The organism is Paenibacillus cymbidii, from assembly GCF_004764705.1.
Classification (GTDB): domain Bacteria; phylum Bacillota; class Bacilli; order Paenibacillales; family NBRC-103111; genus Paenibacillus_AN; species Paenibacillus_AN cymbidii.
Map to the genome: position 1 here is coordinate 224,055 of NZ_SHLX01000007.1, position 16,532 is coordinate 240,586.

Consider the following 16,532-nt stretch of genomic DNA (forward strand, 5'->3'; position numbering starts at 1 on the left):
TTTAGAGTAAGATCACGCGAGCTTTTACGGTCGATTCGGACATGAACTACGGATGATTCGGACAACAACAAGGAGGCGAAACCCGGTGGCCATTCACCCTTATGTCGGCACGACGCCGGCCCGTTTATACGTGACGCCGGAACGGCCGATCCATGTGAACCGGGTGTCGGAATCGTTCGAGCTGGAGCTGCACAACCATGAATTTGTCGAAATCAATTACGTCAGTGAAGGAAGCGGCTTCCAGCATATCGACGGCCGCGTGCTGCCGGTGACGAAAGGCGATCTTTTTTATTTGCCGCTTGGCGCCTCGCACGTCTTCCGCCCCAGTTCCCCCGCCCCCGGACGCAAGCATTTGATCGTTTACAACATTCTGCTGCATCCGTCGATCATGCGCCGGCTGGCCGCCAAATTCCCGCAAGGCGACGGAATGCGCCGGTTTCTGGAAACCGCCAGCCCGGCGCAGACGTGGCTGCACTTGCGCGATCAGGACGGCTCGTTCCAGCGCATCGCCGAAACGCTTCGCGACGAACTGACGCAGCAGAAGCCGGACTACCTGCTGCTCGCGGAAGCGGAGGTAATCCGGCTGTTCGTGCTGTTGCGCCGCAGCGGCGCGATCGGCGGGGCGCCGGCCGCAGCGGCGGCGGTCCCGCGCGACGACACGCTGGAGCGAATCGTGGCCGCGGTCCGGGAGCGGGCGCTGGAGCCGCTGCAGCTCGGCGAGCTGGCGGCTGCGGCAGGGCTCGGCGAACGCCAGTTCAGCCGGAGGTTTCGGCGCCTTACCGGGATGACGTTCACCGACTATGTGCAGAAGCTCCGCATCGAACGCAGCTGCGAACGGCTGCTCGCCACCGGCGACAGCGTGTCGGCTATCGCCCGCGACTGCGGCTATCAGGACATCACCTTCTTCAATCGCCTGTTCAAAAAAAAGACCGGCCAAACGCCGCTGCAATATCGCAAGCGGCGCAAGCCGGAGTAGGCAGGTTTCGCGGCCGGTTCAGCGTCCTTTGGCGGGAGCGGAGCCGGCCGTTCCTTTCTCCCTGCCGCCGAAGCGGCCGGTGAACAGCAGCAGCACGAACGACAGCGCGATCACGGCCCCCGTCAGCGTCCAGGCGGTCGTTCGGTGCCCCGAATCGACCGCCACGTAAATGGCGGTCGGGATCGTTTGCGTGCGGCCGGGGATATTGCCGGCGATCATCAGCGTGGCGCCAAACTCGCCCAGGCTGCGGGCAAAGCCGAGCACGTAGGCGGAGATGACGGAGCGGTACGCCAGCGGCAGGCTGATGTAGCGGATGACGGCCCATTCGCTGGCGCCCGACGACCGCGCCGCGTCTTCCAGGTCGCGATCGACCAGCGCGAAGCCGGTTTTCATCGTCTGGTACACGAGCGGGAACGCAACGACGACCGACGCGATCACCGCCGCCCACCAGGTGAACACGATCGGTTTGGCAAACAGCCATTCCGCCAGCTTGCCTACGGCGCTCCTACGCCCCAGCAGGACGAGCAGCAGAAAGCCGACGACCGTCGGCGGCAGCACGATCGGCAGCATGAACGCGGTATCGAGCAGTGTCCGCCCCGGAAACTTGCGCCGTGCCATCCACCAGGCCGCCGCGATGCCGAGAACCGCCACCAGCACGCTCGACACGAGCGCCACCTGGACGGAAAGGCGGATCGGATGCCATAGCTCGTCCCCGTTCATGCCTTCCGCCCCCTTTTCTCATGCGAGCCTGCGCGGCCCGTTTATCATTTCGGCACGACAAACCCGTATTTCACGAATATATCGAGCGCTTCCTTCGATTGCAAGTAGTTGTACAATTCTTCCGTCTCTTTGGCGTTTTTCGTCGCCTTGACGATACCGATCGGGTATTCGATGGCGCCGTACGTACCCGGCGTAACCGTAAACGCGATTTTGGCCTTGGTCGACGTCAGCGCATCCGATTTGTACACGAAGCCGGCTTCGGCGTTGCCGGTTTCCACTGTTTGCAGCACGGCTTTTACGTCTTTGGCTTGAACGGTTTTGCTTTGCAGCGAGTCCCACAGCTTGGCGTTCGTCAGCGCGTCCTTGGCGTATTGCCCGGCGGGCACGCTTTCCGGAATGCCTACCGACAGCACTTTTACTTCCGGCTTGGCCAGATCGGCGACTCCGGTCAGCGTCAGCTTGCTGTCCGCCGGCACGACAACGACCAACTCGTTGCTCAGCAGGTTGCGCTGCTTGCCCGCGTCTACCAATTGTTTGTCGACAAGCGTCTTCATATTTTTGCTGGCGGCGGACAGGAACAGATCGGCCGGCGCGCCTTGTTCGATTTGCTGCTGCAGCGTACCGGAGGCGCCGTAGTTAAACGCCAGCTTCACGTTCGCGTGCGAGGCTTCGTACTTTTTGCCGATTTCGTTCAGCGCGTCGGTCAAACTGGCGGCCGCCGAAACGGTAAGCTCTACCTTGGCCGCCGGCGTTGTCGAAGCAGACGGGGACGCGCTTGCCGGAGTCGGCGACGCAGTGGCCGGCGATGCCGACGCCATGGCGCCCGGTTTCGGCGACGATGCCGATTTGGTGTCGTCCTTGGACCCGCATGCGGCGATGGCGATTGCCATTGCGGCAATCAAAAGAGTCAAATACAAACGTTTCATTTTCCACCCTCCCATGGTTTCGTTCGTTCTGTTTGGTTTTATTTCGTTATGTTTAGACATGTTTGATTATACCGGTGTCGGTTTAACGTTGTAAATACGGAGTTGCGCGGCAACGTGGCAATTCCATGAACGATTGCTAGCCGGCGAACCGGTTTATCAAGGCAATTGCTTATGAAAGTAAACCCAAGCTGGAAAAAGGCAAGGGGAGTTGCCGTTGATCAAACAAGCAATGAAAGCACCTGCTCGATCTCAAAAGATGTATCGTCACGATTGATGCAACTCGCAACGTTGGAGAAATAACGGAACCTCCTTCCGCTATTCGGTGCTCAACAGCCAACTTTGGCGCAATAGCGGAATCTCTTTCCGCTATTCAGTGCTCAACAGCCAACATTGGCGCAATAGCGGAATCTCTTTCCGCTATTTCATGGAATCGTGTCTCAGGAGCAGGGTGACGGTGAATCGTAACCATTCGTAAGCGATTGCCCTGACCGGTTCCTCCCGCGGCGAAGGGACGACTTTTGTGCTACAATGAAACAATCGTTGCCGTTCGGAAGCTTGTACATCCAGATGCATGTTGAGGATAAGAAAAGCTTCTATCGAAGCACTTCGAGGAAGTTGACCCGGCTTTAGCGGTAACATTTCATGCCGAATCAGGAAGTGCCGCTCCGGAGTTTATACTTTCTGATTCTGTAAAAAATACTCGTCTATGCGGGAGAAAGGATACCGGCGATGAGCGACGTTTCGTACACGGTGGAAGAGATCGCCAAATTGCTGAAAATTTCAAAGCTGACCGTTTACGAGTTGGTTAAAAAAGGCGAACTGCCCGCCTATCGTGTCGGCAAACAAATGCGCGTCGACAACGTCGACCTGGACGCCTACAAGAGGCGCAGCAAACGGGCGCGCCATTCCGCTTATGCGTCCGCTCCTGCGCCGGGCAGCCTGTCCGCTGCCGGGTTGTCAACCGTCGCGCCTTCGGCGGCGCGCCAGTTGGTCATCACCGGCCAGGACGTCAGCCTCGACCTGCTGGCCCGGCAGCTTGAGAAGGCGGCGCCCGGCTACCGGCCGCTGCGTTCCTATGCCAGCAGCATGGACAGCCTGGTCGCCATGTACCGCGGCGAAGCCGATATCGTCAGCACGCATCTGCTCGACGGCGATACCGGCGAATACAACATCCCGTATGTACGCAAGCTGCTGATCGGCTCGTCCTGGACGATCGTCAACCTGCTTGCGCGGCGGGCCGGTTTTTACGTGCGCGAAGGCAACCCGCTCGGCCTTGCCGATTGGACAAGCCTGCGCGGCAGAAGCGGCTTGCGCGTGGCGAACCGCGAGCGCGGCGCGGGCGCGCGCGTACTGCTCGACGAGCAGCTGCGGCTGCACGGCATTGAGCCGTCAAGCCTGCTCGGCTACGAAACAGAGCATACGAACCATCTCGGCGTCGCCGGCTGCATCGCCTCGGGCGATGCCGACTTCGGCGTCGGCCATGAAAAAGCCGCCCGGCTCGTGGGCGGCATCTCGTTCATCCCGCTCGCGGTCGAGCGGGTCGACTTGGTCATGCTGAAGAAAGGCAACGCCGAGTGGATCGAAGCCGTGCTGCGCATCCTTCGCTCCGACTCGTTTCGCGGCGAGCTGCAGGCAATGGGCGGCTACGATTTGACGCAGACGGGTCAGGTGCTTTACGAAACGTAGTTTGGAAAGGAGTCGGCCGGTCAGCCGACGGGTAGAATCGTTGGGTTGGGGGGCCGATGCCGCTCATTCTGTATGATTTTTCGAGTATAATCGTTGGGTTGGCTCCGGTACCGTTACGCCAGCGCGATGTCGGCCAAACTGTAAACGCTGATCGCAAGCACGGCCAACGACACCGCGCAGCATGCATACACATGGCCGTTGCGGCGTTTCTCCTTCCAGGCTTTGCGCAGTTGGGCAAGAGCAAGGGCGATACTGGCGACATTCAGCAGCAGGATGGCGGGCATCAGCCCGGCGATCCATCCCCCGCCGGCCGTATTGCCGGCAGCGGCGTGATGGTGCGCGCCCATCTCGCCCGCACTCAGCAGCATCGGCGCGGAAAACCAGTGCACCAGATGAAACAGCAGCGCCGGCAATACGGATACGAACGAAACCGCCGCATATTTGACGTCTACCGCCCAATGCCGAATTTTCACAATCACGCCGATTCCTCCCGCTGCCGCTTGATCTCCCGACTCCTTCCCAAATTTATGTCGAAACTTCGTCCCATAGACCGGATAAGCCGCCTCTTCCTGCCGCTTAAAGCTCCAGCAGCACGCCAAGCCCGCGTTGTTCGGCTTGTTTGCCGTACCAGGCGGCGATGGCGACGTCGAATATCGCCAGCCCCATCGGCGCAAACAGCAGCGGCCGCGGAAGCCGCTGCAGCCTCGCCGCATCGCTGCTGACGAGCGCCGGAAACGCCAGCGCCTGCCCGCGCTCAAGCAAGCCGCCCAAGTGCAGCCGCTCGATATCCGTGTCGGCGCGGCACACTTCGTTCCAGTCGTCGACGACAAATGTCGCGACGGCAGCCAGCGCCCCCGGCAAATAATCGCGCAGCGAAACGTGCAGCAGCAGCGCATCGCGCTTCGGCGTCAGCTCGATGTAGCGGTCGGTCGCCACCGTGCACGTCACCACCACGTCGGCCCCAGTGTACGCCTCGCGCCACTCCGCTTCGCCGCATCGCACGATACGCTCGTCGCCGCCTAATGGCGTCCCTTCCCCTAGCGTCGCCCGCTTGTCGTAGACGCCAATACGCGCGATCGTGTCGCCGAACAACTCGGCCAGCATGCGCGCATGCATGCTGCCGATCGGACCGGCGCCGATGACAAGAGCCTGCCGCTTGCGGCCGTCAGACGGCAACAGTTTGCGCAGCAGCGCTGCGCTCACAGCGGTCGTGCGTACCGCGTTCGGCATGCCGCCGGCAATAAGCAGCTGCGGTATGCCCGTGTCCGGATCGTTCACCACGGTGACGCCGTGAGCACGCGGCAAACCGGAAGCGACATTGGCCGGGAAACTGGCAATCCATTTCAAGCCGGCGGCCCTGACCGGACGACCGACATACGCCGGCATCGCGATGATCCGGTTGGCCGGATCGCCGTATTGCAAGTAAGGCTTCAGCGGCTGTGCGCACTCCCCCGCCGCGTAAGAGCCGGCGGCCGCCTCAATGACGTCCGCCAGTTCACCCCAAGGCATGCCGACGGCGTTCAAATCCCGGTCGTTCAAATATCGCACGGATCGTTGTCTCCTTTCGTGCTGCCTGATCGAAGCGTTGCCAGATAAGCCGGTCCGAACGTGGCGTTCACCCAACCGTCGTCATAAATCGTATCCAGGTACCGCTCTCCGCGGTCCGGCAGCAGCACCGCACATACGCTGCCCGGAGCGATCCGCTCCCGGTACGCGGCAACAGCGGCAACAACGCCGCCGGAAGAACCGCCGGCGACGATCGATTCCCGGCGGGCCAGCAGCCGGCAATAACGAATGCTGTCGCGGTCGCCGACCGTCACAACGTCGTGCACGCCTTCAGCCGGCTTAAGCGCCGGCTCAATACCCGCCCCGATGCCGGGCAAATGCCGCTTCACGCCGGCGTTCGGCCGCCCGAAAATGACGCTGCCCGCAGCGTCGACGGCGATCACGCGCGTAGCCAGGCCATGCTCGCGGATATAATCGATGCAGCCGCGAAGCGTGCCGCATGTGCTGACGCCAAGAAACAAATAGTCGATCGCCGGCACATCGGCGGCCAGTTCCGCCATCGTCGTGCGCTGGTGGGCCGCCGCGTTGTGCGGGTTGGCGTATTGATTCGGCCAGAACGCGTCCGGCAGCCGGCACAGCCAGCGGCGCACCCGGTTCAGACGCGCCGGGACGAATTCGCCCGTCGCCGGGTCGGGCCGGCTTACAAGATCGATCCGGGCGCCATACGCGCGCAGCAGCCGCAAATTGGCTTGCGTCGTCCGCGGATCGACCACGCAGACGAAGCGGCAGCCGAGCAAATTGCAAGCTTGCGCCAAGCCGATCGCCAGGTTGCCCGAACTCGACTCCACCACGACCGAACCTTCCCTCAGCTTGCCTTCGTGCTGTGCCGCTCGCAGCATGTCGATGGCCGGCCGATCTTTGACGCTGCCTCCCGGATTGAGCATCTCCAGCTTGGCGTACACCGCGAACGGCGCATCCCGAAACAGTCTCGCCAGCTTGACGGCAGGCGTTTTGCCGATCGCTCCCATAATATCGTCGCAGGCGCTCATAATCGCCCTCCTTGCCGGGTCACTGGCCGGTCACGTACAGCTTCTTGCGCTTGACGGCTGCCGTTCCCGCCAGCCCGCGATAGTGCGCTTCGTTGTCCGCATCGACTTGCCGCACGTCGATCGACGCCAGCAAACCGGCGCGGATCATATCGCCGATGGCCGGAATCGCGTCACAGGCGCCGTCTTGAATCCGGACGATCGTTTCCTCGTCGATCGTCGTTTCGCTGAGCAAATAAACGCGCATGCGATTATGCTCCACGGCGACCCGCACTTCCGTACCGGGCGGCGCAAACGTATGCACGACATGTTCGATGTCGTAGACGCTGATTTTTTCGCCGTGCTTCAGCTCCGGTCCGATCCGTTTCACCAACGCCGCGAACGTCATTCGTTCACGCCCGTCGATCGTCATCGCGCGCAAATCGCGCACCACATCGTACGTCACGAACCGCAGCGCCGGAAATTGCCGCCGGACGAAAGAAGTCAACACCAGCACGGATTCCCCTTCCGGCAATTCCATGCCGGGCAGTCCCGCTTCTGCCGGCGTTGCCCCTTCCGCGAACAAACCGTCAAGCAGCACATAACGATCGGTTGCCGCATCGCGGTACGCAATCGTGCCGATTTCGATGCTGCCGTACGTGTCGATGACGGCATCGGCGCCGATCCCGAGCCTCGCTGCCGCTTGCTTCCGCCAGGCGGGCGGCGCCGCTTCGCCAACCAGCATGACGCACATGACGCCCCAATCGAACGAATCTCCGGCCGCGGCCAGCATGCTGTCGAGCAGCGATGGCATCGTGTACAACACATCCGGCCGGAAGTCCGCAATCGCCGCCAAATGCCGCTCCACCGGTTCGTGGAACGGGATGCTTGCCGTCAATAAGCCAAGTTGTTCGAACACGGCAATTGCCGTTGCCGCCGCATGGCCGGTGCCCATGTCGCTGAGCGCCCTCCTTGCCGGATACGGCTGGAGCAGCCGGGTGAACAGCTCCGTTTTGGCCGCCAAATACGCCGCTTCGTCCGCATCGTCATACACAATCGCTTTGCGCATGCCGCCGCTTGTGCCGGATGTCCGGTATACGTAAAGCCCCCCGCCGGCCATCGTCGCCGACCGCTCATAATAAGGCATCAGCTTGTCGTGGGTAAGCAGCGGCAGTTGGCTCCAATCAGCGCCGCTTGTTGTCAGTTCCCGGTACCAGGGGTGAAGCGCCAGCACTTCCTCCAGTTTCGCGCTTACGGATTCGTCCGTTGGCGCGGCGATGCCCGTTGCTTCCATTCCTTTCCCTCCTTGCGCCGTTCCAATACTAGCATCTTATGCAAAATAGTTGCTTGCGTCGCTGTTCTTGCCCACTCCCCGCAGGATGTGCGTTCATACGCTAGATTAGAAGAAAGGGATGATACGATGGGGCAAAAGGCTGGGCGCTACGCGCGGTTGGCGCATGATAAATGGACCAAAACGAACATTCTGAACCGCAATCGCACCGTCAAACCGCACATACCTGCTACGATGCGGTACAGCGGCGCCGCACTTCAGCGCATGCTTGCCCTTTACGGCATGGTGTACGTCAAACCGAACCGCGGTTCGCACGGCCGCGGCGTCATTCGCGTCGAAAAACATAAAAACCGGGCAGGCGTCGTCGCCTACTCGGTTCATATCGGATCGTCGCGCCGCACAGGCTTCGGCCTGGCAGCGCTGTTGGCCGCGCTCAGACCCCACGTTTCCAGAGAAACGTATTTGATCCAGCGGGGCATTAATTTGTTGCGGCATCGGGGCCGCAAGTTCGACATTCGTCTTGTGACGCAGCTTGACCGCAATCGCAGGTGGCGGGTTACTGGCGCGCTAGCGCGCGTCGCCCATCCCGGCAAAGCGGTGACGAACGGCTCGCAGGGGGCGACCATCCGCACTTGCGACGCGGCGCTGGCCGGCTCGCTCGGCTTCAGGGATCGCGTTCGCCTGATCTCCGGGCTGCGCCGGCTCGGCCTGAGATCGGCGCGTACGCTCCGGCGCGCCTTCCCGCATCTAAACGAGCTCGGCTTCGACATTGCCGTCGACGGATGGCGCCGCAGCTGGATTCTCGAAGTCAACACAAGACCGGAAGCCATCCCGTTCCGCAAGCTGGCGGACCGCACGATGTACCGCCGCATCCTGGCTTTTCGCAGGCTGAACGGCAATTTCACGACGCGATGAGGTAGGCCGGGAAGCCGAACCTCGAGGACCTCTTGGAAAAATAGCCCATAAAAAATGGCTTATTCATCCATTTTGCTCCCCTCCATTAAAAATAGCCAGTAAAAACACTGGCTATTCTGACCAAATTGCCCCAAAATGGCACATTTCAATGAAATAGCCAGCGATTTCACTGGCTATTTTGCCGTGGCCGGTCATTTTCAGCGAAATAGCCCCTGAAACATGGCTTATTTGGCGGACGCAGCACCGTCTCTGCTTGCGCTCATAGCCAGAACGACAGGAACGCGCCGGAAAACGAGCGCTCGAAATCATCCAACCGGACGAAATGCCGTTCCCAATTGTACGCGGCATAAGACGACGGATGGTGGACGATAAAACCTTGCAGCTCCCCGTCCGCCATCACATAACCGAGCGCCACAATGAGGTGCCCTCCGGGCGCAAGGAGAGCGCCGTCCGGCTTCCGTTTCCCGCCGTTAAAGCCCGCTGTAACCGAAACGATGCACGGCCTGTTCTGCTCCAGTTCGGCTAGCACGTCGCGAGCGCCGCTGCGCCGGATCGACTTCCCCCGGACCCGGTAGCCGGCGGCCAACTCGACCAACCCTTGATGGATCCACCCTTTATCGCAATGGGCGCCGCTTGCCGCGCCCCGGTAGACCAACTCGCCATAAGCTTCGCTTGGCGGCTCGCCGCAATGACGCCGGAAGCCGTCGATCACCATCTTCAGCGAAGCGATTCCGCAGCCGCGCACCTGCCAGTGTTCCGCGTCCTCCTTGCTGCGGAAGCCCTGCAGGTGTTCGTCGGCAAAATCGACCATCTGCGTATAAAACGGGATCGGATAAGAAACGAGGAACGTTTGCGCAGATTCGTTCGGTTGCATCGCTTGCATTCGGTTGCGGTTCCTTTCCCCGTTACGGCTGCTCCCGCAGCAGCGGCAGCGCCATCAGCGTTTCGTCGGAATAGTTTCCTTCGTATTTCAAAGCGCGTACTTCGACGCCATAGCTCCGAAAGCCAAGCGCTTCATACAGCCGATGAGCGCGATCGTTGGCGGACACGACCGCCAGATGGAGTTGCTCCACGCCGTCAAGCCGTTTCGCCCGTTCGATCAACGCAAGCAGCATCGCCTTGCCAACGCCCCGGCTTCTCGCTTCCGGCGCGACGAACATCCCGTAGACGTTTCCTTTATGAGCGGTTTTGACGCCGCTTTCCCGCACAAACGTCACGATGCCGACCAGAGCGCCTTGGCGGTCGAATGCGCCCAGCGTAAATTTGCCTTCCGCAGCCAGAACCCGGTCAGCTACGAATTCCAGCGAAAAAGTTGCTTCCCGCTCGTACGTCGATCCGAACGCCTCGGGATTCAGCTGCAATGCGCGCAAGCGCAGCTGCCGATACGCTTCAACGTCGTTTTCATTCAATACGCGAATGTTCACCGTATCCCCTCCCCCGTACCATTTCGCCAAATGGATACGAGTTCCTTCCTTCATTCCACCGCGAATCGGTCTCCCCGGCTCGTTGCACATCTGATGTGCCAGGAGCGGAGCGATTTCGATGCCTTCCAGTTCGTGAAGCACAATGCTTTTCCCGTCAATCCTCATCGTGGCCGTCCCAGACAGCACGAAAAAAGACACTTTGCTTCATGCGCGCCATTCCCCCGTCCGCCAACTAACCTCCTGCAAAATAGGCCCTATTTTCTTGCCTATTTCGCCAAAAACGGGCCGTCCATACGAAATAACCAACGAAATCACTGGCTATTTCGCTTGAAATGCCTATTGGAAGGCGATCACGGGCAAATAACCAGTGAAATCACTGGCTATTTCCTTCGAGCCGGGCGATAAGGGGCAAATAGGCCATTTTTCATGGGCTATTTTGGTTGCCGAGCAATAAATCGGGCCATTCAGAGCGTAGCTCGCCAGGATCTGCTTCCTGCAGCAGCGCGCGAGAGCGCTCGTTCACGAAGCAGCGAAGCGGAAGGGCTGCATCCGAAAACAACAAGCGATCGAAGGAGAATCCCTCCGAGTCCGCTCCCCCTTTAATGCCACCCGTACGTATTGTGCGCGCGAAGCTCGCGGTCGGACAGCTGCGGCACGTTCAGGTTGACGAGCTCGCCGCCCAACACATGCGGATTGCCTTCCGCCGCCAAATGCACGATCAACTGCCGACGCAGCGTGGCCAGCAGCGCCCGATCCCGCAAAGGTGCCAATTCGCCGCGATCGTTAACGGCATCAAATAACAACTCCTTGCCGTCCTCGGCACTGTACATATATTTGTACCCACCCGTGTGCAGCATATGCGAGTGGCCGATTTGGCCATGCCGCTCGCGCCGCACCGCCTGCGCCTCGCCGCGCACGAGCGGCAGCAGGCTCCGCCCCGTAATGTCCGGCGGAACGTGAGAGCCGGCGATGCCGCAGAACGTCGCGAACAAATCGTCGAGCCCGACCAGCGCATCGCACGTCCCCCCGGCCGCAAACGTTTCGCCTTTCGGCGGGAGGACGATCAGCGGAATGTTCGCCGACGGCTCGAGAAAGGTCGATTTGCCGGTATCGTCCATGTCCCCGAGCATTTCCCCGTGGTTGCTGGCGTACACGATCCTTGTGTCGTCCAGCGCGCCGACGCTGCGCAGCTTGCCGAGCAGCCGCCCGAGCTGGTGATCGAGATGCGTCACCATGCCGTAATACACGCCGCGCGCCTTGCGCAACGCCTTCGGCTTCATCCTCACCGAGTTCCACATTTCCCGGTGCTTGCGCAAGTCGTACGGACACGCGTCCGTATAAATCCAGTACGGCACAACCGGCGCCGGCACGTCTTCGTCGTCGTACATCGAATAGTACGGCTCGTGCACCGTATTCGGCAGATGCGGATCGATCAGCGACAGCCAGAGAAAAAACGGCTGCGTGCGGTCGCGATAGTCGAGGAACCGGATCGCATGATCGACGAGCCAGTGCGTCATCGTCCATTCCGCCAGCATTTGGTTCCAATCCGGGAACGGTTCGTTCATGCCGATACCGGACCCGCTCTTCAATTGCAGCCGCGCCTAGTCGTTGTACTGGTTTTCGCCGACAACGCCTTCGAAACCGCCGCGAAAGCTCGGCTCGGTATGCCAATGCGTTTTGCCCATAATCTGCGTCTGGTAGCCCGCCTGCGTCAGCAAGCTGCCGAGGAACAGCTCGCGCCTCCGCTCGATCCGGTAATCGATCGCATAGTCCGGCTTGCCGTACACGTGCGCCTGAATGCCGGTGACCAGCGTCGTTCGCGCCGGTATGCACACGGGACAGTCCGCGTAAGCGCGGTCAAAACGGATGCCCATCTGCGCCAGCTTGTCCAGATGCGGCGTACGCACGCACGGATGGCCGGCGCAGCCGAGCGTATCGGCGCGATGCTGGTCGGATGTAACGAACAGCACATTCGGTTTTCCCCGTACTCCCTGCCTCCCTTGCATCCCCGCTCGCCTCCCTTACCCTTTGACCGAACCGAGCACGATGCCTTTCATGAAATACCGCTGCAGGAACGGATACACGAGCATGATCGGCAGCGTGCCGAGAAAAATTTGCGCCGCCCGTACGGTCCGGTCGCTGACGAAAATCCAGACATACACCGTGCGGAATCGGAACTCCCTCGTCTCCTTGGATAGCGGGAAAGCGATCAGCACGACCAGCAGCAGCGACAGCGGCACCGCCATCAGCTCGCGCTGCAGCGTAACGCCGATCGACCGCCAAAACTCCGGCTTCTCCGACACGAACGAATACGTCTTGACCGTAAACTCGACCGGCCATAACGCCACCCGGCCCGCTTGCGCCGCCGCGCTTGAGCTGAACGAAATCGCCAGCACTTGCAGCAGCGGCATGAAGCAAAGAAAGGTCGCCACGGACAACAGCGTATAATTGGCAAGAACGAATATCGTCCACCCCACGTTTAATGGCCTGTTCATGCGACTTCTCCTTCCGGGCGGACAACGTCAGAAAATGCGATAATGGGCAAACCGGTACGCAAGTGCATACGAAACCGACATCAGCACGAGCGAAACGATCGATTTGAAAAAGCCGACAGCCGTCGACACGCCGAACTGGTAATCGATCAAACCGAGCCGGTACACCATCGTATCGAGGATATCGCCCGTTTCGTACACGGACGGGCTGTACAGGTTGAACACCTGATCGAAGCCGGCGTTCAGCACGTTGCCGAGGCTCAGCGTCGCCATCAGCACGATGATCGGCAGAATGCCGGGCAGCGTAATGTAGATCGTTTGCTTCCACCGGCCGGCGCCGTCCATGATCGCCGCTTCGTACAGCGACGGGCTGATCCCGGTGAACGCCGCCAAATAAATGATCGTGCCCCAGCCGAATTCCTTCCAGCTGTGCGTCGCGACGAGCACATACGGAAACCAGTCCGCATTGCCGACAAAAAAGATCGATTCGACGCCGAACCAGCCGAGCGCCTGGTTGACCAGCCCGCTGGACGGGGACAACACGTCAAGGAAGATGCCGGACAATATAACCCACGACAGGAAATGGGGCAAATAAACGATCGTTTGCACCGTACGCTTGAACGCCGCCCGGCCCACTTCGTTAAGCGGCAAGGCGAACACGATCGGCACAACCAGCCCGACGACGATTTTCATCAGCGTGACGAAGACGGTATTCCACAGCACCTGCTGGAAGCCGGGAAGTTTGAACGCATACGTAAAATTGTCGAAGCCGACCCACGGCGAGACGAACAGCCCTTTGGTCAAATCGAGCTTCTGAAACGCGATCGCCATCCCCGCCATCGGACCGTAGCTGAACAGCAGCACGATCGCCAGGCCCGGCACGTTCATCAGATGCGAGCCATATCGATTTCCAGCAGGTTGGCGTAATATTGCACCCGCGAATCGATGGAGCGCTGCAGTTCCTCCTCCACGCTGCGTTTGCCGCTCTTGATAAAATGCAGGCTGATGTAGGTCAGCGGCGTAATGACAAGCAGAAACGCCAGCACCAGCTTGTAAAAAACCGAAAATTTCCAGTTGAACCACCGCGGCATGCGTTTCCCCCTCCCCTTTCGGGAACCGGTCATGTAGCTTCAATCTACCTCACCCGTTGCGGAAATCCAAGCTCCCTTCGGAAAACGACATAACGATGATCGCATTCGGCGGCAAAATAGTTAACAGAAGATAAGCTGGGTTAACAAAACGATAGTGCTGCCCGCCCGCCATTTCGTTAAGCTAGGGAATGGATTCGCAGCACGGTGCACAGCGCCGATCGGGAGGAACTCATTCATGTTATCGCAAGCGTTCGAGCGGGCCGTCGCCGCCGGGGATTTGTTGCCGCGGGAACGGTTTCGGCCGTTCCCGGACGCGGCCGACCGCGAGGGCTGGTCGGCCGTCGACCCGGAGGCGGCGCGCATGTGGCTCGCCGAAGCGGAAGCCTATGCCGGCTTCGCCTGGCCCGCCTTGACGATGCAGCTGTATGCCACGTATGCCAAACAAGGCGTCATCATGGATTATTTGCACGCCTATTGGGAAAGGCGGAGCGCGCTCGGCACGCTGCTGTTCGCGGAATGCATCGAGCGGCAAGGGCGCTATCTGGAGCAAATCGTCAACGGGATCGGGGTTATTTGCGAAGAAACGACGTGGGTCGTCCCGCACCACAACGGCCGGATGAAACGCAGCGGCGCCAGCGTGCCGGACGAAGGCGATCACGAAGTCGAGCTGTTCAGTTCCGAAACAGCCGCGCTGCTTGCGGTGACGGCTTATCTGCTGCGCGAGCCGCTGCTCGCCGTCGGCGGGGAACGGGTGCTCGCGCGCATCGGCACGGAAGTACGCCGGCGCCTGCTGGAGCCGTTTATGGAATTCGACGATTATTGGTGGATGGGCTTCGCGGACGACAAGCCGCTGAACAATTGGAACCCGTGGTGCAACGGCAACGTGCTGCTCGCCTTCCTGCTGCTGGAGACGGACGAGCCTCGCCGGGTGGCGGGCATCCGCAAGGCGCTGCGCAGCCTGGACGAATATATTCGCCGGTTCCCGGCGGACGGCTGCTGCGACGAAGGGCCGATGTACTGGGGCGGCGCGGGCGGCGCTTTGATGCGGGCGCTGGAGCTGATGCAGCGGGCGACGAACGGCCGGTTGAACGTGTTCGCCGAGCCGCTCATCGGCGAGATCGGCCGCTATTATTACCGGGTTCACATCCACGACAGCCACTTCGTTTCGTTTGCGGACGGAGACGCCAAGCTGACGGTCATGAGCATGGCCTACTTGTACGGCAAGCGGATCGGCGACGAGGCGCTGATGAAGCTGGGGGCGACGGCGCCGTTTTGCCGGCCGGACCGCTACCAGTGGTTCATCCCGTCGACGCTGCTTCTCGACTGGTTCGCGCGGGAGGAAATCAATCGGCTCGGCGCATCGGCGCCGTACGTACGCGATGCCTGGATGGCGGACCGCCACGTCATGACGGCGCGCGAGCGCGAAGGCAGCGCACGCGGTTTGTATCTCGCCGCCAAAGGCGGTACGAATGCGGAGTCGCACAACCATAACGACATCGGCAATTTTATCGTTTACGCCGACGGGCTGCCGGTGCTGATCGATCTTGGCACCGAAAACTACACGGCCAAGACGTTCGGCCCGCAGCGGTACGAGCTGTGGTATGTGCAATCGGCCTACCACAATGTGCCGACCGTAGGCGGCGCGATGCAGATGGCTGGCGAGCAGTTCCGCGCGGAGGAAGTCGCCTGCGCGCTTGACGCCGCCCATGCGGAGCTGCGGCTGGAGATGGCGGCGGCTTATCCGGCCGAAGCGGGCATCGTGTCGTGGCGGCGCAAGCTGCGGCTCGAACGCGGCAAAGGCAACGACGAAGGCGACTCCGGCGACGGGAGCGGCGCGTCGATCGTCGTCGACGACACGTTTGCGCTGGAGCGGCCGGCGGTGGTGGACTACACGCTGATGACTCCCTGGCAGCCGCTGTCGGACGGCATCGGCAGCTTCGTCCTTGCGCCGGAAGTCGGCCGGCCGGTGCGTTTAGGCTTCAACGCGGATGCGCTGGCGCTGAGTTGGGAAGCGATTCCGCTGGCCGACGCCCGGCTGCGGCGCAACTGGGGCGATACGGTGTATCGCGTCATCTTGCGGGAGAAGACGGCGGTGCTGCAGGGCCGCCGGGTGCTGTTGATCGAGATGGCGTAAGCGAAGGCGGCCAACCCAAATAGCTCATGAAAAATGGCTTATTTGCCCGATTTCGCCCGCCTTGTCGGAAATATCCAGTGAAAACACTGGCTATCTCAACCCTGAAGCCTCAAAATCGACCTTTTTAAAGAAATAGCCAGTGATTTCACTGGCTATTTCTTATGGACCGCCCGTTTTTAGCGAAATAGGCAATAAAATATGGCCAATTGCTCAGGGGGCTTGATCGGAGCGGCACAAAAGCGAATTTGTTCGTTGGCGGATGGGGGAATGGCGCGCATGAAGCAAAGTGTCTGGACCATGACAGTCGGGCCTCCCTCATAAGGCCAGCCCCCCTCGCACCGGCCCG

The 16,532-nt window shown here is 60.8% G+C and carries 15 protein-coding genes and 1 pseudogene; 4 read left to right on the top strand and 12 right to left on the bottom strand.

The features are described from left to right. The first annotated feature begins 85 nt into the window (after positions 1 to 85). Positions 86 to 976 carry a helix-turn-helix domain-containing protein gene (locus EXY20_RS12075; RefSeq protein WP_167859182.1) on the top strand — a complete coding sequence of 297 codons (891 nt, stop codon included), beginning with the start codon at positions 86 to 88 and terminating at the stop codon, positions 974 to 976. Between the two features lie 18 nt (positions 977 to 994). On the opposite strand, the gene modB is transcribed toward EXY20_RS12075, so the two are convergent. Both modB and modA read right to left on the bottom strand, forming a co-directional pair. After that, positions 995 to 1,696, bottom strand: a complete 702-nt coding sequence (gene modB / locus EXY20_RS12080) for a molybdate ABC transporter permease subunit (RefSeq protein WP_135551243.1) — start codon at positions 1,694 to 1,696, stop codon at positions 995 to 997. 44 nt (positions 1,697 to 1,740) lie between these two features. Continuing rightward, a complete protein-coding gene (modA, locus tag EXY20_RS12085) occupies positions 1,741 to 2,622 on the bottom strand; it encodes a molybdate ABC transporter substrate-binding protein (protein ID WP_235885682.1) in 882 nt (293 codons plus the stop codon). A gap of 729 nt (positions 2,623 to 3,351) precedes the next feature. Here modA and EXY20_RS12090 point away from each other — a divergent pair. Further along, positions 3,352 to 4,308 (top strand): helix-turn-helix transcriptional regulator, encoded by a 957-nt coding sequence (locus EXY20_RS12090; RefSeq protein ID WP_135551245.1) that lies wholly within the window; start codon positions 3,352 to 3,354, stop codon positions 4,306 to 4,308. 113 nt (positions 4,309 to 4,421) lie between these two features. Here the strand turns inward: EXY20_RS12090 and EXY20_RS12095 are convergent, their stop codons facing one another. From EXY20_RS12095 to EXY20_RS12110, 4 genes are all read right to left on the bottom strand, one after another. After that, positions 4,422 to 4,787 (bottom strand): hypothetical protein, encoded by a 366-nt coding sequence (locus EXY20_RS12095; RefSeq protein WP_135551248.1) that lies wholly within the window; start codon positions 4,785 to 4,787, stop codon positions 4,422 to 4,424. Between the two features lie 97 nt (positions 4,788 to 4,884). Beyond that, positions 4,885 to 5,856: a 2,3-diaminopropionate biosynthesis protein SbnB gene (locus EXY20_RS12100; protein WP_135551250.1), complete on the bottom strand. Its 972-nt coding sequence runs from the start codon at positions 5,854 to 5,856 to the stop codon at positions 4,885 to 4,887. Beyond that, positions 5,844 to 6,863, bottom strand: coding sequence for a 2,3-diaminopropionate biosynthesis protein SbnA (sbnA, locus tag EXY20_RS12105; RefSeq protein ID WP_135551252.1), 1,020 nt, complete (start codon positions 6,861 to 6,863; stop codon positions 5,844 to 5,846). Before sbnA ends, EXY20_RS12100 begins: the two co-directional genes overlap by 13 nt. A 19-nt stretch (positions 6,864 to 6,882) precedes the next feature. Continuing rightward, on the bottom strand, positions 6,883 to 8,133 hold the full coding sequence (locus EXY20_RS12110; RefSeq protein WP_135551254.1) for a phenylacetate--CoA ligase family protein: 1,251 nt from the start codon (positions 8,131 to 8,133) through the stop codon (positions 6,883 to 6,885). 126 nt (positions 8,134 to 8,259) lie between these two features. Between EXY20_RS12110 and EXY20_RS12115 the strand changes: the two genes are divergently transcribed. Next, entirely contained in the window at positions 8,260 to 9,045 is a 786-nt protein-coding gene (locus EXY20_RS12115; RefSeq protein WP_135551256.1) for a YheC/YheD family protein, read from the top strand. Between the two features lie 259 nt (positions 9,046 to 9,304). Here EXY20_RS12115 and EXY20_RS12120 read toward each other — a convergent pair whose 3' ends face one another. The 6 genes and pseudogenes from EXY20_RS12120 to EXY20_RS12150 form a co-directional block, all read right to left on the bottom strand. Continuing rightward, positions 9,305 to 9,928 (bottom strand): C39 family peptidase, encoded by a 624-nt coding sequence (locus EXY20_RS12120; RefSeq protein ID WP_135551258.1) that lies wholly within the window; start codon positions 9,926 to 9,928, stop codon positions 9,305 to 9,307. 22 nt (positions 9,929 to 9,950) lie between these two features. Beyond that, positions 9,951 to 10,634: a GNAT family N-acetyltransferase gene (locus EXY20_RS12125; protein ID WP_235885684.1), complete on the bottom strand. Its 684-nt coding sequence runs from the start codon at positions 10,632 to 10,634 to the stop codon at positions 9,951 to 9,953. A 434-nt stretch (positions 10,635 to 11,068) separates the two neighbouring features. After that, positions 11,069 to 12,475: pseudogene (locus EXY20_RS12130) on the bottom strand (sulfatase-like hydrolase/transferase). A 15-nt stretch (positions 12,476 to 12,490) separates the two neighbouring features. Next, positions 12,491 to 12,964, bottom strand: a complete 474-nt coding sequence (locus EXY20_RS12140) for an ABC transporter permease family protein (RefSeq protein WP_135551264.1) — start codon at positions 12,962 to 12,964, stop codon at positions 12,491 to 12,493. 27 nt (positions 12,965 to 12,991) lie between these two features. Continuing rightward, a complete protein-coding gene (locus EXY20_RS12145; protein ID WP_135551266.1) occupies positions 12,992 to 13,849 on the bottom strand; it encodes an ABC transporter permease in 858 nt (285 codons plus the stop codon). Continuing rightward, the gene (locus EXY20_RS12150) at positions 13,849 to 14,052 is read right to left on the bottom strand and encodes a hypothetical protein (protein WP_135551268.1); all 204 of its coding nucleotides are present in this window, start codon (positions 14,050 to 14,052) and stop codon (positions 13,849 to 13,851) included. Before EXY20_RS12150 ends, EXY20_RS12145 begins: the two co-directional genes overlap by 1 nt. Before the next feature lie 235 nt (positions 14,053 to 14,287). On the opposite strand from EXY20_RS12150, the gene EXY20_RS12155 reads away from it, so the two are divergent. Then, the gene (locus EXY20_RS12155) at positions 14,288 to 16,186 is read left to right on the top strand and encodes a heparinase II/III domain-containing protein (protein WP_135551270.1); all 1,899 of its coding nucleotides are present in this window, start codon (positions 14,288 to 14,290) and stop codon (positions 16,184 to 16,186) included. The last annotated feature ends 346 nt before the right edge of the window (positions 16,187 to 16,532 follow it).